The 24,043-nt window shown below is 40.1% G+C and carries 22 protein-coding genes; 11 read left to right on the top strand and 11 right to left on the bottom strand.

What is annotated here, in order from left to right:
* Position 1 precedes the first annotated feature (1 nt).
* The 7 genes from PESP_RS05500 (at position 2) to PESP_RS05470 (ending at position 7,364) form a co-directional block, all read left to right on the top strand.
* A complete protein-coding gene (locus tag PESP_RS05500) occupies positions 2 to 436 on the top strand; it encodes a DUF4381 domain-containing protein (protein ID WP_089347135.1) in 435 nt (144 codons plus the stop codon).
* Positions 429 to 1,415, top strand: coding sequence for a vWA domain-containing protein (locus tag PESP_RS05495; protein ID WP_089347134.1), 987 nt, complete (start codon positions 429 to 431; stop codon positions 1,413 to 1,415). Before PESP_RS05500 ends, PESP_RS05495 begins: the two co-directional genes overlap by 8 nt.
* Positions 1,415 to 3,322 (top strand): VWA domain-containing protein, encoded by a 1,908-nt coding sequence (locus tag PESP_RS05490; RefSeq protein ID WP_089347133.1) that lies wholly within the window; start codon positions 1,415 to 1,417, stop codon positions 3,320 to 3,322. The genes PESP_RS05495 and PESP_RS05490 overlap by 1 nt, the downstream gene beginning before the upstream one ends.
* The gene (locus tag PESP_RS05485; protein ID WP_089347132.1) at positions 3,316 to 4,980 is read left to right on the top strand and encodes a BatD family protein; all 1,665 of its coding nucleotides are present in this window, start codon (positions 3,316 to 3,318) and stop codon (positions 4,978 to 4,980) included. Before PESP_RS05490 ends, PESP_RS05485 begins: the two co-directional genes overlap by 7 nt.
* A gap of 64 nt (positions 4,981 to 5,044) precedes the next feature.
* The gene (locus PESP_RS05480) at positions 5,045 to 5,602 is read left to right on the top strand and encodes a sigma-70 family RNA polymerase sigma factor (RefSeq protein WP_039972214.1); all 558 of its coding nucleotides are present in this window, start codon (positions 5,045 to 5,047) and stop codon (positions 5,600 to 5,602) included.
* A complete protein-coding gene (locus PESP_RS05475) occupies positions 5,602 to 6,354 on the top strand; it encodes a DUF3379 family protein (RefSeq protein WP_089347131.1) in 753 nt (250 codons plus the stop codon). Before PESP_RS05480 ends, PESP_RS05475 begins: the two co-directional genes overlap by 1 nt.
* A 164-nt stretch (positions 6,355 to 6,518) precedes the next feature.
* Positions 6,519 to 7,364, top strand: a complete 846-nt coding sequence (locus PESP_RS05470; RefSeq protein WP_089347130.1) for a Tim44 domain-containing protein — start codon at positions 6,519 to 6,521, stop codon at positions 7,362 to 7,364.
* Between the two features lie 233 nt (positions 7,365 to 7,597).
* On the opposite strand, the gene PESP_RS05465 is transcribed toward PESP_RS05470, so the two are convergent.
* The 4 genes from PESP_RS05465 to PESP_RS05450 form a co-directional block, all read right to left on the bottom strand.
* Entirely contained in the window at positions 7,598 to 8,788 is a 1,191-nt protein-coding gene (locus PESP_RS05465; protein ID WP_089347129.1) for an amino acid aminotransferase, read from the bottom strand.
* Positions 8,789 to 8,868: 80 nt separating this feature from the next.
* The gene (locus tag PESP_RS05460) at positions 8,869 to 9,528 is read right to left on the bottom strand and encodes a GAF domain-containing protein (protein WP_089347128.1); all 660 of its coding nucleotides are present in this window, start codon (positions 9,526 to 9,528) and stop codon (positions 8,869 to 8,871) included.
* A 56-nt stretch (positions 9,529 to 9,584) separates the two neighbouring features.
* Complete coding sequence (locus PESP_RS05455; protein WP_089347127.1) at positions 9,585 to 11,234, bottom strand: fused response regulator/phosphatase; 1,650 nt, start codon at positions 11,232 to 11,234, stop codon at positions 9,585 to 9,587.
* A complete protein-coding gene (locus PESP_RS05450) occupies positions 11,234 to 11,539 on the bottom strand; it encodes an STAS domain-containing protein (protein ID WP_089349107.1) in 306 nt (101 codons plus the stop codon). The genes PESP_RS05455 and PESP_RS05450 overlap by 1 nt, the downstream gene beginning before the upstream one ends.
* A 129-nt stretch (positions 11,540 to 11,668) precedes the next feature.
* Between PESP_RS05450 and PESP_RS05445 the strand changes: the two genes are divergently transcribed.
* Positions 11,669 to 11,998, top strand: a complete 330-nt coding sequence (locus PESP_RS05445; RefSeq protein WP_089347126.1) for an SUI1 family translation initiation factor — start codon at positions 11,669 to 11,671, stop codon at positions 11,996 to 11,998.
* 11 nt (positions 11,999 to 12,009) lie between these two features.
* On the opposite strand, the gene PESP_RS05440 is transcribed toward PESP_RS05445, so the two are convergent.
* On the bottom strand, positions 12,010 to 15,024 hold the full coding sequence (locus PESP_RS05440) for a bifunctional diguanylate cyclase/phosphodiesterase (RefSeq protein WP_174694378.1): 3,015 nt from the start codon (positions 15,022 to 15,024) through the stop codon (positions 12,010 to 12,012).
* 358 nt (positions 15,025 to 15,382) lie between these two features.
* Here PESP_RS05440 and PESP_RS05435 point away from each other — a divergent pair, with 358 nt between their 5' ends.
* On the top strand, positions 15,383 to 16,540 hold the full coding sequence (locus PESP_RS05435) for a chorismate mutase (protein WP_089347125.1): 1,158 nt from the start codon (positions 15,383 to 15,385) through the stop codon (positions 16,538 to 16,540).
* A 104-nt stretch (positions 16,541 to 16,644) separates the two neighbouring features.
* On the opposite strand, the gene tyrA is transcribed toward PESP_RS05435, so the two are convergent.
* From tyrA to ffh, 6 genes are all read right to left on the bottom strand, one after another.
* Positions 16,645 to 17,778, bottom strand: coding sequence for a bifunctional chorismate mutase/prephenate dehydrogenase (tyrA, locus tag PESP_RS05430; RefSeq protein ID WP_089347124.1), 1,134 nt, complete (start codon positions 17,776 to 17,778; stop codon positions 16,645 to 16,647).
* 264 nt (positions 17,779 to 18,042) lie between these two features.
* Complete coding sequence (gene rplS / locus PESP_RS05425) at positions 18,043 to 18,402, bottom strand: 50S ribosomal protein L19 (protein ID WP_089347123.1); 360 nt, start codon at positions 18,400 to 18,402, stop codon at positions 18,043 to 18,045.
* 33 nt (positions 18,403 to 18,435) lie between these two features.
* Positions 18,436 to 19,203 (bottom strand): tRNA (guanosine(37)-N1)-methyltransferase TrmD, encoded by a 768-nt coding sequence (gene trmD, locus PESP_RS05420; protein ID WP_004587325.1) that lies wholly within the window; start codon positions 19,201 to 19,203, stop codon positions 18,436 to 18,438.
* Positions 19,203 to 19,739 carry a ribosome maturation factor RimM gene (rimM, locus tag PESP_RS05415; protein ID WP_089347122.1) on the bottom strand — a complete coding sequence of 179 codons (537 nt, stop codon included), beginning with the start codon at positions 19,737 to 19,739 and terminating at the stop codon, positions 19,203 to 19,205. The genes trmD and rimM overlap by 1 nt, the downstream gene beginning before the upstream one ends.
* 17 nt (positions 19,740 to 19,756) lie before the next feature.
* Positions 19,757 to 20,005 (bottom strand): 30S ribosomal protein S16, encoded by a 249-nt coding sequence (gene rpsP, locus PESP_RS05410; protein ID WP_055014036.1) that lies wholly within the window; start codon positions 20,003 to 20,005, stop codon positions 19,757 to 19,759.
* A gap of 250 nt (positions 20,006 to 20,255) precedes the next feature.
* Positions 20,256 to 21,635, bottom strand: coding sequence for a signal recognition particle protein (gene ffh / locus PESP_RS05405; RefSeq protein ID WP_089347121.1), 1,380 nt, complete (start codon positions 21,633 to 21,635; stop codon positions 20,256 to 20,258).
* 253 nt (positions 21,636 to 21,888) lie between these two features.
* On the opposite strand from ffh, the gene PESP_RS05400 reads away from it, so the two are divergent.
* Positions 21,889 to 22,695, top strand: coding sequence for a cytochrome C assembly family protein (locus tag PESP_RS05400; protein ID WP_089347120.1), 807 nt, complete (start codon positions 21,889 to 21,891; stop codon positions 22,693 to 22,695).
* 61 nt (positions 22,696 to 22,756) lie between these two features.
* Positions 22,757 to 24,025 carry an HlyC/CorC family transporter gene (locus tag PESP_RS05395; RefSeq protein ID WP_147205944.1) on the top strand — a complete coding sequence of 423 codons (1,269 nt, stop codon included), beginning with the start codon at positions 22,757 to 22,759 and terminating at the stop codon, positions 24,023 to 24,025.
* The last annotated feature ends 18 nt before the right edge of the window (positions 24,026 to 24,043 follow it).

The raw sequence follows: 24,043 nt of genomic DNA, 5'->3' as shown, positions 1-24,043 counted from the left end.
CATGCAACCCAATCCACTCGACGGCCTGCACGACATAATAGCTCCAAGCCAAGTAAGTTGGTGGCCACTCGCCCCTGCTTGGTGGGTTATCATTACGGTGCTATTTATAGCAATCTGTGCAGCTGCTTTTTGGTTTTACAAAAATCACAAATTTAAAAAGCCAAAACGTTACGCAATAGACTTAAGTAAAACAGAGCAAAACCCGCTCACCCTTCATATTATTTTAAAACGCCTTGTTATTGAGTATTACGACAAACGTCTAGCTGCACAATCAACAACTAATTGGTGCATTACGCTTAATGCATTAACCGGCTTAAGCTTTAGCGAACAAGAAATACTCAGCCTTTATAATACCGAGCAAGCAAACGAAGCACTAACCGACAAGTTTCGCCAAGGTATTAAACAATTTAAATTAAAGGAGTCAGTCCATGTTTGAATTTAGCTGGCCCTGGTTATTTTTGTTACTGCCACTGCCTTTATTACTTTTATTATTAAAACCGGCTGCAACTAGCGCACAAACGCGCCTTCGCATTCCTAGCTTTGCTAAACACAACTTAACCACACATAGCCTTGAGCAAGGTGCACGTAAGTTAAATGTTTTTGAATGGATTTTATGGTTATTACTTGTAACAGCGGCTGCAAACCCAACGTGGTTAGACGAGCCCATTTCATTACCTAATGAAGGGCGCGATATAATGCTCGCGGTTGACTTATCAGGATCTATGACCGAACAAGACATGGCCTACAACGGCCAGTATGTTGACCGCCTCACTATGGTAAAAGCCGTATTGAGCGACTTTATAGAGCAGCGCCAAGGCGACAGGCTTGGGCTGATATTATTTGGCGACACCGCATTTTTACAAACACCACTTACGCGCGACGTGAAAACAGTAAGTAAAATGCTCAGCGAATCTCAAATTGGCTTGGTAGGACGCGCCACCGCTATTGGCGATGCACTAGGCTTATCGGTAAAGCGTTTTGCTAATAAAGATAAAAGTAATCGAATTGTGGTGCTTTTAACCGATGGTCAAAACACAGCCGGTAATTTAAAACCAGAAGATGCCCTACTTCTTGCCCGCGAAGAAGGTATTAAAGTATATACCATAGGTGTAGGCTCAGATAACCCACGCGGCTTTAGCCTATTTAATATGGGCGGTTCAAGTGGTGGCAGCTTAGATGAAAGCTTACTAAAACAAGTAGCGGAGCAAACCGGCGGCTTATACTTTAGAGCAAAAGATGTAGCCGGCCTGCAGCAAATATACGCTGAGCTTGATAAATTAGAGCCAATAAGTGCTGATGAACAAACATTTCGCCCACAAAGCTCACTATTTTTCTACCCACTACTGATTGCTATTTTACTCATTAGCTTAAAAGTTATGATAAGTACTTTGCGTGCACTCAAGGAGCCTAACTAATGGATTTCGAATTTATTCGCCCAGCTGTTTTGTGGCTTTTAATACCTGCTGCAGCGCTATTTTTTGTTGCGTTTATTAAACATAAAAAAACGACAGCAGATAACTTAATTGCTCCTCATTTGGCGTCGTTTATTATGAGCGAATCAAACACTAAAACCAGCCAACCACTTTGGCTTATAGCTGTGTTTTGCTGTTTGGGTATTTTATTTAGTGCAGGCCCTAGTTTTGAAGAAAAACAAGTGCCCGTATTTCAAAGTAAAAGCGCGCGCGTAATCGTTATGGATATGTCGTATTCAATGTACAGTACCGACATTTTACCAAACCGTTTAACGCAATCGCGCTTTAAAGCACTCGATATGATTGAGCTATTTAAAGAAGGCGACACAGCCTTAGTTGCCTACGCGGGTAGCGCATTTACTATTTCTCCTTTAACTAACGACGCCACTACGCTTGCCAATTTAATCCCAAGTTTGAGCCCCGACATAATGCCTGACAAAGGCTCTAATGTGTTAGCTGGGCTTGATATGGCAAAAGAGCTTTTAACTCAAGCAGGTTATATTGATGGCGATATAATTTTAGTTACCGATGGCATAGATCAAACTGAGCAAAGCGATGTAAGTAACTTTTCTAACAACAGCCAATACCGCTTAAATATTTACGGTGTAGGTACTGCCCAAGGTGCGCCAATAAAATTACCTGAAGGCGGCTTTTTAAAAGACCGCTATGGGCAAATTGTAGTGCCCACTCTTAACTCATCGCAATTAAAAGGCCTTGCCAGTAACAGCGGTGGCAAATATGCAAGCTACCAACCTAGCAGTAGCGATATTGCAGTGTTTGCACCAAATGCAAATAGCGAGCTGTTAAAAGATGAAAAGCAAAGCCACGCGCTTTGGCGAATAGATGCAGGTATTTATGGCTTACTTATTTTATTGCCTTTAGGTTTATATTTATTTAGAAACGCAGCTTTTATAGGTGCTTTTTTAGTATTGAGTTTTTTACCACAACAACAAGCTTATGCTCTAGAGCTACCCGCGTTTTTTAAAAATACCGATCAGCAAGCGCTCGATGCTTATAAAAATAAAGACTTCGAAAGCGCAGCCAATGCAGACTCAAGTAAATTAAAAGGTGCGGCTTTATACCAGCAAGGCAACTTTGAAGGAGCACTTGATGCGTTTAGCAAAGATAAGTCGGCCTCTGGTTTATACAATTATGGTAATGCACTTGCAAAAGCGGGCCAGCTTGAGCAGGCTATTGACGCTTATAAACAAGCACAAAACCTACAAAGCGATTTTAGTGAAGCCGCCGACAACCAAGCACTTGTTGAACAGCTTTTAAATCAGCAAAAGCAACAAAACCAGCAAGGCGGCGATTCACAAGACGAGCAAAACCAACAGCAAAATGATCAATCAAAGCAAGATCAGCAGCAAAGCGATGGTGAAAAAAGCGAATCTCAAGAAGGTGAAAACCAGGGCGAACAATCACAAGATCAGCAAGGTAAGCCCGACGAGCCTGATAAAGATAAAAATGAGCAATCAGACTCAGAGCAAAATGCACAGCCAGGCTCGCAATCAGATAAGCAAAATGAACCTGACATGCAAGCAGAGCAACAATCTGAGCAAGCACAAAAAGAGTCTGAACAAGCTAAACAAGAACCGCAAAACGCACAGCCACAAGATGATACTGAGCAAGAATTAACGGATGAGCAAAAGCAAAATGCACAGCAACAAGCTGCTCAAGCTCAGACACGTGAGCTTACCAACGAAGAGAAAGAAAAAGCGCAGCAGCTCAATCAGTTATTAAGAAAAGTACCGGACGACCCGGCAATTTTATTACGGAATAAAATGCAATTAGAAGCCCAAAAAAGACAATATCAACGTCGCCCTACAGGAGTAGAAAAATCATGGTAATGCGATTATTTTGCTGTTTATTGCTATTAAGTGCGATGCCAACATGGGCCGCCACCAAATTAGAAGCAAGCGTAGATAAAAACCCAGTACTGGCCGGTGAGTTTTTTATGCTTAATATTAGTGTCGATGACACAATAAAAAGCGAGCAGCCCGACACCTCAGTATTGCTAAAGGACTTTGTAGTAGGTCCTACAAGCTTAAGTACACGCACTAATATTATTAATGGCAGCATAAATAAACAAACAACGTGGTCAATTAAATTAATGACCCGTAATGAGGGCGAATACACTATACCAGCCTTTAGTGTTGCCGGTTTAAGCTCACAACCAATTAAATTAAAAGTAGCTAAGCGCGCTGCTGATGCAGACAAAAATAATGATATATTTTTAAAAACTGAGCTCTCTAACAACTCGTTATTTGTTCAAGAAGCCGGTGTTTACACTATAAAGCTTTACCTTGCTAAAGAGCTACTTGATGGCAGCTTAAGCACGCCAAGTATGGAAGATGCACAACTTACACAACTTGGTAAGCAAACAGAAAGTTATGAACTGGTTGATGGTAAGCGCTATTTAGTCATCACCCGTGAGTATTTATTACAACCGCAAAAAAGCGGCGTTTATACGATTACAGGGCCTACTTTTCAAGGGCGAGTACAGCAAAACTATCGCCAATTAGAAGTTTCTGCTTTAGGTGATGACCAGCAACTTGAAATTAAACCAATTCCTGCTGACTACAAAGGTGCATGGCTACCAAGCGAGCTGGTGAATTTAGATGAACAATGGCAACCTGAAGAAAATACCGTAGAAGTTGGCACCCCTATTACCCGTACAATTACACTGACCGCCCTAGGTGTAACTAAAGAGCAGCTGCCAGAAATCAACATGAATACCATTGAAGGTATTCGTAGTTACCCGGATGATGTTGAAACTAATAACGCCGTTAGAAATGGCCGCGTAGTATCACAGCAAACTGCGTCGTTTGCTCTATTACCACAAAAAGCAGGCACCTATACATTGCCTGAAATAACCGTACCTTGGTATAACACTAAAATGCAGCGCATCAGCTATGCTACTTTACCTAAACGTACAATAACCGTAACAGGTGGTGCGCAGGCAAATACCCAGCCTTTAGCAAATACTAATTCGGCTGGGCCTAATGAGCCTAATTTACAACCTGCTACAGCTGATAATTTAGCTGCATCAACTCCCCCTTTACAAGCTGCACAAGATAAAACACCGCTGTGGTTAATTATTGTTGCTGTACTTGGTTATATTTTATGGATTATTACTGCAATTTTTTATTGGTTAGCCCGTTCTACTAAAAATGAACAAAAAATTATAAGTGAGGCGCCTAAAGGCCCTACTACGCTTTCGTTAAATAAACTTAAGCAAGCTGCTAAAGCAGGCAATTACAATGCGTTTTATAGCGAGTTAAATAACGTTGCTAGTTTAATTACAGGTAAAAATGTAGCCGCCATAGATGCATTAGTAGCCCGTATAAATAAAGAGGAGCTAGCAGCACTTATAAACCAGCTACAAGCTACACTTTATGCTAATGGCAGCACAAAGAGCGATCTTAATGCTATTATTAAATTAATTGAGCAATACCAAGCTCAAAGCAAGACGTCGCAACAAGCTGTATTAAAAGACCTTTATTAATTAATTTGATAAATACAGGTCTTTTCATGCATTAAATAATAATTTTTAACTAAAAAAAGTACTTATGCTTGGAAAGAAAAAATCAAATAATCAGGTCTTAGTTGATATGGCAGAGAAACAAAAGCGTTATGAAGCCTTGGTGCATGTATACAATAAGGAGCTTTACCGCTTTGCTTATTGGTTATGCCGTGATCCACACATAGCAGATGACTTAGTACAAGAAACGTTTTTGCGTGCATGGCGCTCGCTCGACTCACTTTTAGATCAAAAAGCAGCTAAACCTTGGCTACTAACTATTTTACGCAGAGAAAACGCCCGTCGTTTTGAACGTAAACAGTTTGATTATAGCGATGTTGAAAACGACACCCTTGTTGATGAAACAAGTCACTCGTTAGATGATGAAATGGAACAAACAGTTATACAACGCCAAATTGCGCTGCTATCAGATGAATACAGAGAGCCATTACTACTTCAGGTAGTAATGGGTTGCTCTGGTGAGGAAATAGCAGAGATCCTTGATTTAAATAAAAACACGGTTATGACTCGATTGTACCGTGCCAGAAACCAACTTAAAGAGGCTTTAAGCCGTGATGATGAACAACTTAAAGGGGCATCAAAATAATGGATGAACTTGAGTTTCGTCGCCGCACTATTGCGCAGCCAAACGATTTAGAAAAGGAGCTTTTAGAATTTGCGAAAGAAAGCTCAGAGAGACAAAGCTTTATTAACGATATGAAAGATTTTGATAAACAAATTCAAGACGCGTTAGATGTACCCGTGCCTGACAACCTTGCGGAACGAATTCTTTTAAATACCTCTTTAAAAGAAAAAGCACTGCAAGAAGAACAAGCAGCCGGTAAAAATGTAGTAGATGCCCGCTCGCGTTTTAAGCTTGACCGTGTGCATTTAGCGCTTGCCGCTTCTTTTTTTGTAGCTATTGGCGCATTCTTTTTTAGCACTGAACAACACATTGCTCATGAGGCTGGTGAACATGCTTTAACCCATGTTTATCACGAAATCAGTGCGCTTGATAAAACCGATGCAATTAGCTTACAAAGTGTAAACGATAAGCTAGCCTTGCTAGGTGCGCATATTGAAGAGCTGCCGGGTAAAATTACGTATGCAATGTTTTGCGACTTTAAAGGTGAAAAAGGCTTACACCTTATTTTTGAGTCAGACTTTGGCCCTATGACGGTGTTTATTGTGCCTTCAGAAAATCAATCATTTGGCTTTGGCGCTGATGATTTTCATGATGAGCGCTTTGCAGGACACATAAATAGAGGCTCAAGAGCAGATACCATTTTGGTTGCCAATACCGGTGCACCCATTAATGTTTATAATGAACGCGTAACCGGTGCAATACGCTGGCTATAGCCCTTCATTAAATTCAAAAAGCGCTTAATTAAGCGCTTTTTTTGTGCCTATAAATAATTGCCACTGTTTACTTATCAGCCATTCAAATTGATTTTAAAAGTAATTTATTAAGTTCTTTAACAAAGTAAATTATAATTCCGGCTCGATTTAAATTAAGGAATTTCATGAAGAACTTCATCGTTATATTTTCATTACTAGCACTACTTTGCACCGCTAGTTTTGATGCACAGGCACGTAAAAAGTTTGGTAGTAGCAAACGCGGTAAAACACCAACAACTCAGCAAACCGCACAAAAGCAAAAAGCCGACACTGCAGCACAAGCCCCGGGCGCAAAAGCTAAGTCAAACAAAAAGGGAATTATGGCTGGGGTATTAGGCGGACTTTTAGCCGGTGGGTTAATTGCAGCAATGTTAGGTGATAATTTTGAAGGTTTTCAGTTGTTAGAAATGATTTTATTAGCAGGGGCTGCGTTTATTATATTTAAGCTGATTATGGGCTTTATACGCGCTAAACAATCTCCGCAACTTGCTGGTAGTAATATGGGGCAAAATGCGTTTAAACAAGCTCCACCTGAGCAGCCGCTTAATAATGGTTTTGCTCAGCAAAGTACAAGCGCAGAACAAGTACCTTATAACTTACCACCTAATTTTGACGTAAATGGCTTTCTACAAGGTGCACGTAGCCACTACCATACGCTACAAGTAGCGTGGAACAATGCCGATTATACAACAATGGCCGAATACCTAAGCCCAGAGTTAGCACAAGAATTTAAAGCAGAACGCGAAGCGATTGAAAGTGTAGACACTGAAGTTATGTTTATAGATGCAGAACTTGTACGCGCCGATACAACAGCGAGTGCTTGGCAAGTAAGTGTTCGCTTTAAAGGTAAGTACCGTGATTTAGGTGATAAAAAAGAAGAGCCAATTTTAGAAATTTGGCACCTTGAGCGCTCAACAACAAATGATGCTCCATGGTTGATTGTTGGTGTTGAAGACTTAATTGAAAGCTAAGCTCATTTTAATACCAATCCGCATAATTAAGTGATCTATTTTGAGGATGGAAAAGCGTGTTGATAGCAAGGAAAAAATTCGCTATTTAGTTGTTCTAAATGAGAATTTTTTAACGCAGATAGCGGCACGTTTAGCCCCTAAAAATGATTAAGTATTATTGCGGATTGGTATAAATTACAAAAAAACCGCACAACCTTAAGGTTAGTGCGGTTTTTTGCTATTTGGCAGACGATTTATTTACAAACGTCAGCCACAGCGTTTGCAAAGTACTCAATATTTGTATCGCTAATACCGGCTACGTTTACACGGCTAGAACCAACAATATAAATACCGTACTCTTTTTGAAGGCGAGCAATTTGCTCTTTATTAATACCTAAGAAAGAAAACATGCCATGTTGGCGCTCAATAAATGAGAAGTCTTGTGCAATTTCTTTTGCCGCTAAGCTTTCTTTAATTAGGCTACGCAGGCCATTAATGCGGTTACGCATTTCATCAAGCTCGCTGTGCCACATTTGAGTAAGCTCAGTACTGCTTAAAATTGTATTTACAATATCGGCACCGTGCGCTGGCGGCATAGAGTAAATGCTGCGTACAACACTTAATAATACTGAGTTAGAGATATCGGCTGTAGCAGCGTCTTTTGCAATAATAGAACACGCGCCAATACGCTCGCGGTACAGACCAAAGTTTTTAGAACATGAAGAACAAATAATAAGCTCTTCTACTGCATCAGCCAAAATACGTAAACCGCGCGCATCTTCTTCAAGTGATGCACCAAAGCCTTGGTATGCAATATCAATAAGTGGTGTAAAACCAACTTCTTTAGCAAGCTGCGCAACGGTATTCCACTGCGTTTCGTTTAAGTCCATACCACTTGGGTTATGACAACATGCATGAAGTAAAACAATGTCACCCTTTGGCACTTTCTTAAGGGTGTTGATCATGTCATCAAACAATAAATCTTTGTTTTCGTAATCGTAGTAAGGGTATTCTTTAACGTTTAAGCCAGCCGCTTCAAATAAGCTGATATGGTTAGCCCAAGTTGGCGTAGTTACCCACACTGTTGCATCTTTATTACAACGCTTAATAAACTCTGCTGCTACACGAAGTGCACCTGTGCCACCTGGCGCTTGCGCTGTACGTACGCGGTTTGCTAAAAGCGCTTGGTGCTCGCCTAGCAAAAGGTTTTCCATTTTTTGACAGTAGTCTAAGTTACCCGCTAAACCAATGTAAGATTTGCTTGTTTCGTTTTCTAAACGAAATGCTTCAGCTTTTTTTACCGCTTTTAATACCGGCGTATTGCCTTGCTCATCTTTATAGACACCTACACCTAAATCAATCTTATTAGGGTTTGTATCTTGTTTATAGGCTGCCATAAGGCCAAGAATAGGATCTGTTGGTAATGGTTTTAATTCTGAGAACATTAGCTATCTCTTATCATTAATTAGGGGTTGGCTGTTGTAGTAAGCTTAACATAAAAGCTTACCTTCTTGGCTAGTGATATTTACACTAGAAAGTGAGGAATTTTAATGCAGCAAGCAACTAATATAGCCAGTGTGCGACTGTCAAAAAAGTCATTATTAAATGCCTCAGCATCAACAATACCTACACACTCATTTTGCGTATTAAATAGCGGTAAACAGGTCTCAGATTTTACCTTTGGGTCGCACGTATAGTACTCGCCACCCGATGCTAAATAATTTTCAACATTGTTAATTACACGGCCTTGTTTAGATAGCGCCACCTGTACATTATTGCTGCCAGCAGCAAATGCTTCGGTAAGTGGGAATAATGGTCGACTCGGCGCACCATGATAGGCGAGCTTTAATAGCTGCGCACCCTCGCTTGTATCTGTTGCTTGGTAAATGCCGTACCAATCAACTTGCGTTTGCTGCTGTATGTAATTAACTATATTTTGTAGGTTTGCTAATTTATGCTCGTTTTGTGAGTGTGTAGCAACGTAGTCACTAAGTTTAAATGGTTCGTCTTGTAAATAACCAAATAAGCTACATGCACCACCCTCGCCCAGCTCTGGAATTTGATATTCCCAACGTACAGACGGCAACTGGCTGCTAGCAATATACTGCTCTAGCAGCTCAAGCTCTTTGGCGATTAGTTGTGGGTCTAAATCTAATTGCGCAACATTAAGGTAAGAAGAAATCATTTGGCCATCCATACATCTAAAATTTTTTAGATAGTAACATGGAATTTTTTTCTGAGCTACAGCAATTTGTAACACAATTCAACTTGGTTTCCGCTGGCGTTGTAGGTAACTTTTTCTGCGACTTCTTCAAGCAAAGATAAGCCACGACCAAATTCGGCATTAAGCTCAGTACGTGTTGAAGCACCGTTGGTAAACCCTCTGCCTGAGTCACAAATAATAAAATATAAGCACAATGTGTCTGGGCAATAACGCATATCAATGATGATCATCGCTTCTTTCATTTCACTTAACGCTTGCTCTCTTAATTCGTAATATTTAAAAAAGCCATCGTCTTGTTTTTTAATTTCAGAGTCGAGCCCCAGTACGCCATGATCAAGCGCGTTGTTATAAGCCTCAGACAAAAGTAAAAATATGTTTGAGCGATGCGACTTTAAGCCATCTACACTACTTAGTACATTAACTACATCGTAAACAGGGTCAGAATTTTTAATTTGCTGTGCATTTAAGCTAAGGGAAAAATTAAACGCTAAGTTAGAGTAGGCTTCTTTAGCTTCTGGCTCCGGTGTGAGTGACAAACAATTAAGGAGTACTAAACTTAAATCGTCTAGCTGCTCGCTGCCGTTAGCAAACATGTTTACATTATCGATAACATCTTGACTACTAATCATACTTTTACTTTTTAGCGCTGTTAAAAAGCGCTGCTCGCCGTAAAAAATATCATCATCGTTATTTGTTTCAATTATTCCATCTGTTGAGAGCACTAGCCGTGTGTGTTTATTTACCTCTAAATTAATTAACTCATATTCAAACTCATCGCTATCTAATATACCCAGTGCCATATGTTGTGATTCAAGGGTTTGTTTAACTTCACCGTTGCAATCAATCAAATAGGCGTCTGGTAAACCGCCTAGCCAAGCAGTGATACTTTTACCTGATGCACTGAGCTCTACAATCGTTGCAGCGCAAAACATATGCTCAGGCAATAAGTTGTGCAGTAATATGTTTATTTCGGAGGCAATATCATTTACCGCCATCCCTTTTTGCACCATGGTATAAAAAACTCTTGATGCTGGCAGTGCACCTATAGCAGCAGCAAGGCCGTGCCCAGTAAAATCTCCCAGCATGCAATACAAGTTACCAATAGGGCTTTGTGCAACTAAAAACATATCGCCATTAAACATAGACGCCGGTGATAAGCTAAAGTCTAAGTGGTCTTTAAACTTATCTTGGTTTTCCAGCGAGTTGCTAAAAATATGCTCTATTATTTCGTGTTCACGCTCAATTTGGTTACGGTGATATTCCAGTAGCTTATTTTGTTGATGTGCTTTTTTACTTAATTCTCGAGTACGGCTATGGGCTTTTATTTTTGCATGCAGAATAACTTTTTCGAATGGCTTTTGAATAAAGTCATCCCCCCCAACCTCTAAGCAGCGTTCAAAACTGCCTTGGTCTTCAAGGGAGGTAATAAAAATAATTGGCAGGTAAACATCGTTATAGCGTTGCTTAATTTGCTTTGCAGCCTCAAACCCGTCCATTACGGGCATAAGTACATCAAGTAACACAATATCTATTGCTTCTTTTTCTAATATTTCTAGGGCTTCTAGACCATTAAAAGCGATGGATATTTTATAGTTTTCTTCAACTAGCATTTTTTCGAGTAAAATTCGATTTAACGCTTGGTCGTCAACAATAAGTACGTGTGTCATTAGTTAATATCAAACTTTTTATCAAAACGTGATATTTGTAGAATTTTTTTAAGTTGTGGCTGGCAGTTACTAATTTCGATAGTTTGCACTTGGCTTTCTATTGTTTTTTTCATGTTTAATAACATGCCCAATGCAGAGCTATCCATGTAATCGGTTTCTCTTAAATCAATAATCACCTTATTTGTGTTTGGTTCTATTTGCGCATACGCTTGGCGAAACGACTGAACTAAATTAAAGTCAAATTTGCCTTTAATTTGTATCGTTAGTGTACTTCCATCGACTGATAAACTTTTTGTTAAACTCATAATAAACTCCAATAATATTTCCTTTGACCTAAATATAACCTGTTAAAAGTATTTAGCAAAAATAAAAACACTCGCCAACAAATTTGCTATGATCTGCCACATCAATAAAAACTTTTATTTAGGTAAATTATGAGTGATAACCGCTTAGTATATTCAACCGATATGGGCCGCATTAGCGAGCCAAAAGTTGATCAAGAACCTGCTGGCAAAGTATTTAAAGACGGCTTTATTCGTATTGAACGCCAAACTAAAGGTCGTAAGGGTAAAGGCGTAATGCTTGTTGTTGGCATTGACTCAAAAGAGCACGATTTTAAAAAGCTAGCGAAAACCATTAAAAGTAAAATGGGCCAAGGCGGCGCAGTTAAAGAAGGCGTTATTGAGGTGCAAGGCGACGATAGAGATAAACTAAAAGCAATTTTAGAAACGCTTAAATTTAAAGTAAAAATAGCGGGTGGTTAAACCCGCTATTTTTATTTGGTTATAAGCGCTTGATGTTGGCTGCTCAGCTTTTCATATAAAGCGGGCAATTCACGCTCTGGAATAGGCTTGCTGTAATAGAAGCCTTGTACAATATAACAATTATTATTTTGTAAAAATTTAATTTGCTCTACCGATTCAACTCCTTCTGCAACAACATCTAAATTAAGCTTTTGTGCCATTGCAATGATTGCAGCGGTTATTTCCATGTCATTTGGATCTTCTGGAATATCTTTTACAAATGAGCGGTCAATTTTTAATATGTCGACCGGGAATCGTTTTAAATAACTTAATGAAGAATAACCAGTACCAAAATCATCGATTGAAATAGAAATCCCTAACGCCTTGAGCTCATGCAGCTGCGTTATTGCTGCCTCTACGTTGCCCATCAGCATGCTTTCGGTAAGCTCTAAGTGCAATCGTTTAGCACTCACGTCTGTTTGCTTAATAATACTGCTTAACATAGGGACCAAATTGGCATCTTTAAACTGGCGCGCAGAAAGGTTAATAGAAACATTATTATCGCGACCTTGCTCAGCTAAACGCACTGCAAACTGACACGATTGCTCAAGCACCCACTCCCCAAGTTCAACAATAAGCCCTGTAGCCTCAGCTATTGGAATAAACTTAGTTGGCGAAATAAGCCCTTCCATTGGGTGGAACCAACGCAGTAGTGCCTCATAGCCTACTACGTGCTGAGTTGACGAGTCGATTTGCGGCTGATAATACACTTCAAATTGCTGCTCTTTAATTGCATGGCGCAACTCGTTTTCAATAAATAATCGCTCATTAGCCGCTGCGTTTAGCTCTTGGCTATAAAAATGATAGGTGTTACGCCCTTTAGCTTTAGCTTCGTACATTGCTAAATCAGCATGTTTTAGAAGCTGATCTTCCTCAAGACTGTCGTAAGGCGCCATCGTAATACCAATACTGGCACTTACAATAACTTCATTATTACCAAGTTTGATGGGGACATTTAGCGTTTTTTGAATGGTATTAGCAACGTCGCTGGCATGCTCTTGGCTTTCAATACCACTTAATAGCACGGCAAATTCATCACCACCTAAGCGAGCTATGGTATCTTCGGCGCGTAGACGTGTTTTAAGCCTATTAGCAACCTCGTTCAGTAACTGATCGCCAGCATCGTGTCCCAAGGTATCGTTAATACGTTTAAACTCATCTAAATCAAAATAAAACAGTGCAAAGGCATAGTGTCCGCGCTCAGCAAGGGCCATTGATTTGCGCAATTGCATTCTAAAAAATGTACGGTTAGCCAAGCCAGTTAAAGTGTCGAAATAAGCGAGCTGCTCCATTTTGCGCTGACTTTCTTTTACAAACGAAATATCTTGCGCAGACGCTACATAGCTTGTTATTTCACCACCTTCTTCTCGAATCGGTGAAACACTCAACGATACCCAAATTGGCTGTTTGTCATTGCCTTGAATTAATGTATCGCCACGCCAGTAATTTCTACTGCGTAAATCAATATTTATATCTTCAACTAATATAGCCATTTCTGAAGCAATAATATTGAGTAAAGGCGCGCGGTTAAAATGGCTTTCAGGGAACCCTGTCATCTCAAGCATTTTAGGGTTAACGTACTCAATTACAAAATTTTCATCGGTGATGACCACACCAGTCCCCGAAAACGCCACCGCTTTAGAAAGTCTGTTAGCTGCTTTTTCGGCTATTTCTTTTTCAGTGATTCGTTGGTTTAACCCATCAATGAGCTTGCGAATCTCTACGGTCATATCTTTAAATGAGCCGTTAAGCGTGCCAATTTCGTCTTTATTTTCTGGCGGGAACTCAGTTAATAACTGGCCTTTACCAAACCCAGTTACTGCATGCACTAATGTATGAATTCTTCGAAGCACTAATTGATAAAGCGCTTGGTGTAATAACAAGGCTACTAACACAGCATAAAGTACAAACAGGCCAAAAAACTTAAGCTTTAAATCTTGTAAAGCAGATAACGTTGATGAGCGTTTTTTATACACCCCTATGTACCAATCTAGCTTATCAATTTTACGAATATTAATAATATGCGCTTCATCATTTTGAACAAACGAATTGGCATATTCAGGTAATTTCATCGTAATGGCTTCATTGATAATTGATTGCAGCTGCGGATTAACAAACTCGTTGGTGGTAATTGTTTTATTATTACTGCCATAATCAGCTTGTAATGCAGGGTTTAGGCTCGGGTGGGCCAGTAGCTGGCCTTTTTTATCAAATACCAATAAATGTTTTTCTTTATCACCCACGGGTAAAAATGAAATAAGGGTATTTAAATCAATATCACTGCCTGTTACACCTAAAAATTCGTTATCTACGTATAAAGGAACTAATAAGCTAATAACCCATTTATGCCAAACCTTATCGTAATATACTTTGGACCAAACTGGTTCTCTGCTTGGGTTTAAGTCGCTTTGAACATACTTAAATGTTGCCCCATTTGAGCCGCTTAACTCAGCAGGTGCGTTTAATGCCCAATTAGGGGGAGAGACACGTATGAAGTCGTCTTTAGTGATCATGTAAAAATTAAAAAAATCATGGATCAAAGTAGGAGAAATAACCCGCCATAACGACTCGGAGTTATTAAATAACCGTTTATAAAAAGGTGAATAATGTTGTTGGGGTAAAAAGGCGGCTGAAAGCCCATCGCTTGAGGCGCTTCTAATGGTGCCATCACTATTAAATTGCAGCTGGGTTTTATTGCTTAAGTTCATAGCAGAGTTTTTACTAAACAACTGCTCAGAAACAACATTATTGGCTTGCTCTGCAATACTAGATTTGGTTTTTATTAACGCATTAAACTGACGTATTAGTAATTCTGTAGAGCTTTTAAGTATTTCATGCTCTTCAAAAACTAACTGTTTTTCTTCAGATTTGAGCATTAGCGCGGCAGCGCATACGCCTGCAATTAAACAAATTGCAGATATAAGCAATGAAAGCTTCACACTTAATGAATTTAATCCAAAACGCGATGGAGGGCGTCTATACACCACAGGCCAACCTTATTTTTTAGTTGTTATTATTTTTTAGCTAATAATTGAAATATACCAGATCCAAATTCATATTTATAAATTATTTGTGAATTTTATCTAAATGTTAAATATGGCTATATAAATGGCTATTAGTGCTTATTTAAAAGGCCTTGCTGGTTGACTTTGCCACTAACACCTCATACATTAACAGCATGAAAATTATATTATCTTGCACTTTCTTTTCTTTTTTTAGCTTCTTTATTTAAAAGAGGCTGAACTGTTTGTGAGATAAAATCAATCGAATAGCAAAGCCTCCCACTTGGGAGGCTTTTTTGTTTTAGCTACTTTAGTAGCTTATTTTTGGAATGAGGAAACCAAAATGACCATCGACGTTTTAAACGCGCTCAGACACGACATTAATGAAATAGATTCTGATTTATTAGTGTTATTAGCCAAACGCCGCCGCATAAGCCACGGCGTAGTAGAATATAAAATTGCTAATAACAAACCCATTCGTGATGAAGCTCGCGAACTAGCCTTACTAGAAAAGTTAATAGGTTATGGTAAGTCGCTTGGCTTAGATGCTTATTATGTCAATAATGTTTTTCAGACCATTTTGGAAGACTCTGTACTGCATCAGCAAGCAATGCTGCAAAAAAACCTTAATCCAGATGCACTAAGCGAAACACATCGCGTTACTTATTTAGGCGGGCAAGGCTCTTATAGCCAGCTCGCGTGTCATAAATACTTTAGTCGTCGCCCTGGTAAACTGGTTGAAATTGGTTGTACATCGTTTGATGAAATAACGGGTAAAGTAGAAAATGGACAAGCTGACTTTGGTTTACTCCCAATAGAGAATACAAGTTCGGGCAGTATTAACGAGGTATTTGATTTATTACAACATGCTCAAGTTTCTATTGTTGGCGAAGTGACTCACAGTGTAGAGCATTGCCTACTCGCAAACCCAGGTACTCAACTAAGCCAACTAACTAAGTTATTTGCACACCCACAGCCTTTTGCACAATGCAGCCGTTTTTTACAAGGTTTAGGGGATTTACAACACGAAACCTGTGATTCAACATCGAGTGCTCTTCAATCTGCATTAAATACCCCTAACAGTGCCGCTATTGGCTCTGCACAAGCAGGCAAAAACGTCGGCCTTGAAGTAATTAAATCAAACCTTGCTAATCAAAGCGAAAACCACAGCCGCTTTATTGTTGTTGCCCGTAAGCCTTTACAAGCATCAAAACAAATACCTACTAAAACAAGCCTAATAATGGCCACAAAGCAACAAGCAGGCTCGCTTGCCGATGCGTTAATGGTGTTTAAGCAGCACCAAATAAACTTGGTTAAACTTGAGTCTCGCCCAGTGCCTGGTAACCCGTGGGAAGAGGTGTTTTATGTTGATTTAGAAGCAAACCTTGCAGATAGCCAAGTTCAGCATGCCTTAGAAGAGTTAAAAGAGCATACTCAATATGTGCGCGTTTTAGGCTGTTATCAAAGTGAATCTTTACAAGCTGTGAGTGTTAATACCTAACCTAACACGCAAATACTAAAAAGGGCCTAACTAGGCCCTTTTTTAATCGCTCATTTAAAATACTTTTAGTGTATATCTTTATTAACTACACATTTTTAACCTTTTTAATCTAATACCTTGGCGTCATTTGCTTTATTTAGCAGGCTACGACTTTGCGTTAAAAAGTGTGCTGTAGAGTCTGAAAAATACGCTTTAGCATCAGCAAATGCATCGATGAGTGCGCCTTTATCTCCCGCTTTTAGCTTTTCAAGAGTCTGTGCAAAGGTCTCTTGATACTGCGCTAATAAATTCTCTACATCATCAAACTGCGCTAACATTATATCTGAATACAGTTCTGGTGATTGCGCAAATAAGCGTCCTACCATCATCAGCTCTAGCTGATAGATAGGTGAAGAGCAACTTCTCAGCTCTTCCAATGTATGGCTTTGTTTTGCCAAAAACTGCCCATATACAAATGTTGTTAAGTGGCGCATTACCTGAATAATTTGCATTGCTTCATCATGCTTCTTAGCGTCTAGCTCAACTAACTGACAACCCCAAACTTGCAACTGCGCCAACAAACCTTGAGCAGCACTGTGATCTCGCCCCTCACATACAACCACGGTTTGTTTTACCCAATGCGAAATGTCAGGGCCAAACATAGGGTGCAAACCAACAACCGGGCCACTATGAGCTGCTTGTAAAGCGTTAATAGGCGATTTTTTTACCGATGTAATATCAACAAGTAAGCAGTCATCATCAAGTTTAGGTAGCTTAGCGACAACGGTTTCGAGTGCGTTGATTGGCACACTTATCATTACCAACTTTGCGCCTGCTAATATAGCCTCTGCGTCATTTTGTTGATCTTTGTCTAAGATTTTAACTTCGTAACCTGAGCGCATAAACTGTTGAGCAAACAACTGCCCCATAGCTCCTTGGCCGCCAACAATAACAATAGGCGAAAGTTCAAGTGCCGCACAGGCAAGTTTAGCTTGCTGGTTTTGGTAAGCTTCACGCATCATGCGGCGTAATATATCTTCTACTAGATCAGGGCTTACGCCTTGCTTTAATGCTTCCTCGCGACGAGCTGCTAGCAAAGCAGCTTCTCGCTCTGGCGCATGCAGTGGTGAACCTGTTTGCTGTTTAATAGCACCAATTTGTTGTGTTATTGCATTTCGCTTAGCGAGTAAAGCAACTAATTGTGCATCGCATTCATCTATGCCATCTCGTAATTGTGATAAATCACTTAATTCAGCCACGTTCTCATTCCACCTATAAACAACTCATTTCGTAAATATAAATTTACAATAAGGTAAACTAATCAATACGTTAAATACTAACAGGATCAGGTTTGTGTTAAAAGGCTAATATAGCAAAGTAGAGGTTGATTATTTACAAAGGAAAGGTGTTACGGACTAAGAAGGAGCAGCGTTATGTTTGACAAAAATATTAGCTTAAAAACCAAAACGGGTTGCAATCCTAAGATTGCAACCCGTTTTCTTTGCGTTGATAAACAGCGCGTATTAGTTAAGTTTTTCTCTAATACGTGCAGATTTACCAGAACGCTCACGTAGGTAGTAAAGCTTAGCACGACGAACTGCACCGCGACGCTTAACTGTTACGCTATCGATAAGAGGGCTGTGCGTTTGGAATACACGCTCAACACCTTCACCGCTCGAAATTTTACGAACTGTGAATGCTGAGTGAAGACCACGATTACGCTTAGCGATTACAACACCTTCAAAGGCCTGTAGACGCTCTTTGTTACCTTCTTTTACTTTTACTTGTACTACTACAGTGTCACCAGCACCGAATGCTGGTACGTCTGTTTTAAGCTGCTCATCTTCAAGCGCTTTAATAATATTTTGGTTTACTTTTGCCATTATGTTTCTCACTTTCCTAGGTGTAACTGTCTTCTAGCCACAAGCTTTTTGGTACTCTTGCTGAAATTGCGCGAGTAATACCGCTTGCTCCTCAGTCAGAGCTAGGTTATGCAACAAGTCAGGACGGCGTAGCCAAGTTCTGCCTAATGACTGCTTAAGCCGCCATTTAGCTATCTCTTGGTGGTTTCCGCTGAGCAATACAGCAGGCACCTGTTTGTCGTCCAATGTTTCTGGCCGTGTATAGTGAGGACAATCTAGCAAGCCATCCGAAAATGAGTCTTGCTCTGCTGACTGGTTATGACCTAATACACCTGGCACTAATCGCGCTACTGCGTCAATTAATGTCATGGCGGGTAGTTCACCACCACTCAAAATAAAATCACCAATTGACCATTCTTCGTCAACGTATGACTCTATTATTCTCTCGTCTATACCTTCATAGCGACCGGCAATCAAAATCAGCTTTTCAGAGTTTGCGAGTTCGCTCGCCCCTTGCTGATCTAATTTGCGCCCTTGCGGGGACATATAAATTACTTTTGCGCCATCGCCTGCCGCTTTTTTAGCGTCAAGAATGGCTTGTTTTAATGGCTCAACCATCATTAACATACCGGGTCCGCCCCCGTAAGGACGGTCATCTACAGTCCTATGCTTATCTAAAGCATAGTCACGTGGATTCCAGCAGTTAAAGTCAATTAAGCCATTTTTCACTGCGCGACCAGTGACACCTTGGTGTGTAATAGCATCAAACATGTCAGGGAAAAGGCTTATCACCCCTACCCATAATGAACTAGTTTGAGTCATTAAAACCCAGGATCCCAGTCTACTGTAATTTCTCTCGCATCATGGTTAACCGCTTTAATAACTGAATCAGTTAAAAAAGGAATTAAACGCTCTGCTTGACCAAATGCATCTTTACTGTTTGCTTTCACAACCAGTACGTCATTTGATCCTGTCTCCATCAGGTCATCAACAATGCCTAAATTGTAACCTTTATCAGTTACAACCGACATGCCAATGAGATCTCGCCAATAAAACTCACCTTGCGGGAGTTCTGGTAATTGCGCTGAATCAACTGATATTTCTGCATGGGTATAAGCCATTGCTTCGTCTCTGTCGTTTACTTGCGCAATTTTAGCGATAAAGCCTTTGTTGTGGCGACGCCAGTCGACCACTTCTAAGGTCTGCCATTTACCTTGTTGCCCTATCAACCACGGGCTGAAATCGAAGATCCCTTGGGGATCATCAGTAAATGAATGTACCTTAAGCCAGCCCTTTATACCATATGGGGCACCGAGCTTTCCTACGACAATTATTGATGAGGTGTTCTCTTGACTCATGGTTACACTTACGCCTATTAAGCCGCTTTACGAGCGTCTTTAACTAACTTAGCTACACGATCTGAAAGACCTGCGCCTTGACCTACCCAGTGATCAACACGTGGTAAATCTAAACGAAGTTTTTCTTCTTGACCTGAAGCAATTGGGTTAAAGAAACCAACTTTCTCGATGAAGCGACCGTCACGCGAGAAACGGCTATCCGCAACCACAATTTGATAGAAAGGGCGTTTTTTAGCGCCACCACGTTGCAAACGAATAGTTACCATACCGTCCTCTAAATAGATTGACTGTTTTCATTAATAAGATTTACTCCCCAGTATGGGGAGCTGGGGAATTGTACGAGTTTTTAGCAACAATGCAAGTAAGAAGTGCAGCAAAAAGCCACTTTAGTAGGTTAAACTGTGATCTGGGCCACAATTAATAGATTATCATGCACCACGCGCATAATTTATTCAACAAAAAAGGGCCAGTTGGCCCTTTAGTTATACAATATATAGTACGTATTAACGCGCTATATTAAAATTTAGGGCCACCGCCACCCATCATTCCAGGGGGTAACATGCCTTTCATGCCGCGCATCATTTTTTGCATGCCGCCTTTACCTTTCATCTTTTTCATCATTTTTTGCATTTGCGTAAACTGTTTTAGCAGCTTATTGATCTCTTGCACTTGCGTACCAGAACCCGCTGCAATACGCTTTTTGCGTGACCCTTTAATAATTTCTGGGCGTGCGCGCTCTTTTTTAGTCATTGAGCTAATAATTGCTTCCATTTGTACAAAAGTTTTATCGCCCATTTGCCCTTTTACAGCATCAGGAAGGTTTTGCATACCAGGGAGCTTATCGAGCATCGACATCATGCCGCCCATGTTTTTCATTTGCTTAAGTTGCTCAGCAAAATCATCAAGCGTAAAACCATCGCCTTTAAATACTTTTTGAGCAACTTTAGCTGCTTGCTCTTTATCAACTTTCATTTCGACTTCTTCGATTAATGAAAGTACATCGCCCATACCTAAAATACGCGAAGCTATACGGTCAGGATGGAATGGCTCTAGTGCATCCGTACGCTCGCCCACACCCATAAACTTAATTGGCTTACCGGTAATATGACGAATAGATAGCGCTGCACCACCTCGGGCATCACCATCGGTTTTTGTTAAAATAACACCTGTTAAAGGGAGCGCTTCGTCAAACGCTTTTGCAGTGTTAGCCGCATCTTGACCTGTCATCGCATCAACAACAAACAAGGTTTCGATTGGGTTGATTGCTTTATGCAGGTCTTTAATTTCGCCCATCATTTCGTTGTCTACGTGCAAACGGCCTGCGGTATCAACAAGAACTACATCTATAAACTTCTTTTTAGCATGCGAAATAGCCGCTGTAGCTATATCAACCGGCTTTTGCGAAATATCACTTGGGAAAAAATCAACATCGACTTCAGTTGCTAGTGTTTCTAGCTGTTTTATCGCCGCAGGGCGATATACGTCGGCACTTACAACTAAAACAGATTTCTTTTTACGCTCTTTTAAAAACTTAGCAAGTTTACCCACACTGGTGGTTTTACCAGCACCTTGCAGACCCGCCATCATAACAACGGCCGGCGGTTGTGCATTTAGGCTTAGCTCTTCGTTCGCTTCACCCATTGCCTTTTCAAGCTCTTCACGCACTATTTTTATAAATACTTGGCCTGGGCTTAAGCTTTTTGTCACTTCAACGCCAACGGCACGTTCTTTAACTTGCTTCACAAACTCGCGAACAACAGGTAAGGCAACGTCAGCTTCTAAAAATGCCATACGCACTTCGCGTAACGTATCTTTGATGTTGTCTTCTGTTAAACGGCCGCGGCCACTAATATTTTTTAAGGTTTTACCTAATCGTTCTTGGAGGTTCTCAAACATGTAACGGTTCCGATAAGACGTTTATATTGATCCAATAAGCTAACACTTATTTTGCGCATGCCCATTAAATGGGACCAATAGTATTAAATTTCAATTAAAAACAGTATACCGTAAATGATGGCGCACAATACAGTATTGAAGCACAGCTTATTGAGTTTCTTTTTTTAGGTCTATGCAATTGCTTTGCTATAAAATACAATGCGTTTATAACAACAAGAATTATTTGACTCTAATTATAAGTGGCCCAAGCACAATGCTGATTATTAGTTTAACTATTATTGCCAGTTTATTTTATGTGTTAGCAACGTCTCACGTGTTAACTCGCCTGTTTCATCAACAAGGCCCAAGCCAAAAAGTAACAGTAATATTAAGTACTGTGGCTATATTGGCGCATATGCTGTTGTTGGTTAATTCGGTGTTTCGCTCCGATGGCCAAGACCTGAGCATAGTAAATGTCGCGCTACTGACTTGTTGGGTCATTGTGGTATCGGTAACAGCTGTGTCGTTAAAATTTCCTGCCACGTTGCTTTTACCTGTGGTGTATGGCTTTGCCGCCCTGCTCACAATAGGCAGCCTTTTTATACCGCATCATATTTTATTACAAAGCTTTAATATTGAAGTAGGGCTTATTTCTCATATATCGCTTTCGCTTTTAGCATATTGCATTTTAATTATTGCGACTTTATATGGCGTGCAGTTTTACTTTATTGATAAACGCTTAAAACGAAAAGATTTAGCTATTGTACATAGCCACTTACCGCCGCTAATGGTGGTTGAGCGCCAACTATACCAACTACTAAACCTTGGTACGATATTGCTTACATTTGCATTACTTACAGGGTTTGTATTTTTAGATGGTATGTTTGCTAAAGAATTTATTCATAAGACTATTTTATCGCTTGTTGCATGGGTTATTTTTGTAACTGTAGCGCTGGGCCATATGAAAAAAGGCTGGCGTGGTAAACCTGTGGTAATAACAATCATGGTCGCTGCATTTATCCTCACACTTGCTTATTTTGGCAGCCGTTTCATACAAGAAGTGGTGTTAAATAAGTTTTAACTTGACTCTGATTGCTCACTCTAGCTTAATACGCATTGGTTTATAAAATAAGGATCCTTCTTTGGACAGCATATCTACGAGTGTTCTATTTATAATACTCGGTATTTTAATTTTATGTTCTGCATACTTTTCTGGCTCTGAAACGGGCATAATGTCAATAAACAGAATTCGTCTGCGTCACCTCGCTAAAGAAAACCATCGCGCTGCCAAACGCGTTAATAAGCTCCTGAGCCGACCTGATAGGCTCATAGGCTTGATCCTTATTGGTAATAACCTCGTTAATATTGCAGCTGCTCAAGTTGCAACCATCATTGGTATTCGCTTATATGGTGATTTAGGTATTGCTATTGCAACAGGTGCGCTCACACTTGTTGTGCTTATTTTTGCTGAAGTAACGCCTAAAACACTCGCAGCCCTATACCCAGAAAAAGTCGCTTTCCCAAGTTCGGTCGTTCTAAAAGGGTTACTTAAAATTCTCTTCCCATTTGTTGTGGTGGTTAACTGGATGACCAATGGAATGTTACGTTTATTTGGTATTAGCGCGGAGCAAATAGACGAACATAGCATGAGCAAAGAAGAGCTAAAGTCTGTCTTAAATGAGTCGGGTGCATTGATACCTGCACGTCACCAAAGCATGCTGACGTCAATTTTAGACTTAGAGCAAGTAACCGTTGAAGATATTATGATCCCACGAAATGAAATTGTGGCGATTGATATCAACGATGACTGGAAAATAATAAGCCGTCAGCTTACTCATGCACAACACACGCGCGTACTACTTTATCGCGACAATATTGATGACGCGGTAGGTTTTATTCACTCTCGTGATGCTCTTCGCCTGTTAACTAAAGAGCAATTTGATAAACCTTCACTATTACGCGCCGTACGTGAGATTTACTTTATTCCTGAGGGGACATCTCTAAATACTCAGTTATTAAAGTTCCAACAATCAAAAGAGCGTATTGGTATTGTGGTTGATGAGTATGGTGATATTCAAGGCTTAGTAACCCTAGAAGATATTTTAGAAGAAGTGGTAGGCGACTTCACCACTACGCAAACGCGCACGCCAAGTGAAGAAGTGACAACACAAACTGATGGCTCATTCATTGTTGATGGCGGTGCTAACGTACGCGACCTTAATAAAGAGATGGGCTGGGAGTTTCCGCTTGATGGCCCTAAAACCCTCAGCGGCTTAATTGTTGAATACCTAGAAGACATTCCAGATGCTAACTTAAGCCTAAGAATTGCCGGCTACCCTGTTGAGGTTTTAGAAGTAAAAGAGAACATGATTAAGCAGGTAAAAATAAAGCCTAATCAGCGTAAGGTATAAACATTACGCAATAAAAAA

It is taken from the genome of Pseudoalteromonas espejiana DSM 9414, from assembly GCF_002221525.1.
Classification (GTDB): domain Bacteria; phylum Pseudomonadota; class Gammaproteobacteria; order Enterobacterales; family Alteromonadaceae; genus Pseudoalteromonas; species Pseudoalteromonas espejiana.
This window is presented reverse-complemented; position numbering and strand designations above follow the sequence as displayed.

Coding starts and splice junctions, on each gene's coding strand:
- PESP_RS05465 (WP_089347129.1), bottom strand. CDS start 8,788: ATGTTCTCAGAATTAAAACCATTACCAACAGATCCTATTCTTGGCCTT.
- PESP_RS05490 (WP_089347133.1), top strand. CDS start 1,415: ATGGATTTCGAATTTATTCGCCCAGCTGTTTTGTGGCTTTTAATACCT.
- PESP_RS05460 (WP_089347128.1), bottom strand. CDS start 9,528: ATGATTTCTTCTTACCTTAATGTTGCGCAATTAGATTTAGACCCACAA.
- PESP_RS05485 (WP_089347132.1), top strand. CDS start 3,316: ATGGTAATGCGATTATTTTGCTGTTTATTGCTATTAAGTGCGATGCCA.
- PESP_RS05435 (WP_089347125.1), top strand. CDS start 15,383: ATGACCATCGACGTTTTAAACGCGCTCAGACACGACATTAATGAAATA.
- PESP_RS05500 (WP_089347135.1), top strand. CDS start 2: ATGCAACCCAATCCACTCGACGGCCTGCACGACATAATAGCTCCAAGC.
- PESP_RS05470 (WP_089347130.1), top strand. CDS start 6,519: ATGAAGAACTTCATCGTTATATTTTCATTACTAGCACTACTTTGCACC.
- trmD (WP_004587325.1), bottom strand. CDS start 19,203: ATGACTCAAACTAGTTCATTATGGGTAGGGGTGATAAGCCTTTTCCCT.
- PESP_RS05495 (WP_089347134.1), top strand. CDS start 429: ATGTTTGAATTTAGCTGGCCCTGGTTATTTTTGTTACTGCCACTGCCT.
- PESP_RS05445 (WP_089347126.1), top strand. CDS start 11,669: ATGAGTGATAACCGCTTAGTATATTCAACCGATATGGGCCGCATTAGC.
- ffh (WP_089347121.1), bottom strand. CDS start 21,635: ATGTTTGAGAACCTCCAAGAACGATTAGGTAAAACCTTAAAAAATATT.
- PESP_RS05475 (WP_089347131.1), top strand. CDS start 5,602: ATGGATGAACTTGAGTTTCGTCGCCGCACTATTGCGCAGCCAAACGAT.
- PESP_RS05450 (WP_089349107.1), bottom strand. CDS start 11,539: ATGAGTTTAACAAAAAGTTTATCAGTCGATGGAAGTACACTAACGATA.
- PESP_RS05480 (WP_039972214.1), top strand. CDS start 5,045: ATGCTTGGAAAGAAAAAATCAAATAATCAGGTCTTAGTTGATATGGCA.
- PESP_RS05400 (WP_089347120.1), top strand. CDS start 21,889: ATGCTGATTATTAGTTTAACTATTATTGCCAGTTTATTTTATGTGTTA.
- rimM (WP_089347122.1), bottom strand. CDS start 19,739: ATGAGTCAAGAGAACACCTCATCAATAATTGTCGTAGGAAAGCTCGGT.
- rpsP (WP_055014036.1), bottom strand. CDS start 20,005: ATGGTAACTATTCGTTTGCAACGTGGTGGCGCTAAAAAACGCCCTTTC.
- PESP_RS05455 (WP_089347127.1), bottom strand. CDS start 11,234: ATGACACACGTACTTATTGTTGACGACCAAGCGTTAAATCGAATTTTA.
- rplS (WP_089347123.1), bottom strand. CDS start 18,402: ATGGCAAAAGTAAACCAAAATATTATTAAAGCGCTTGAAGATGAGCAG.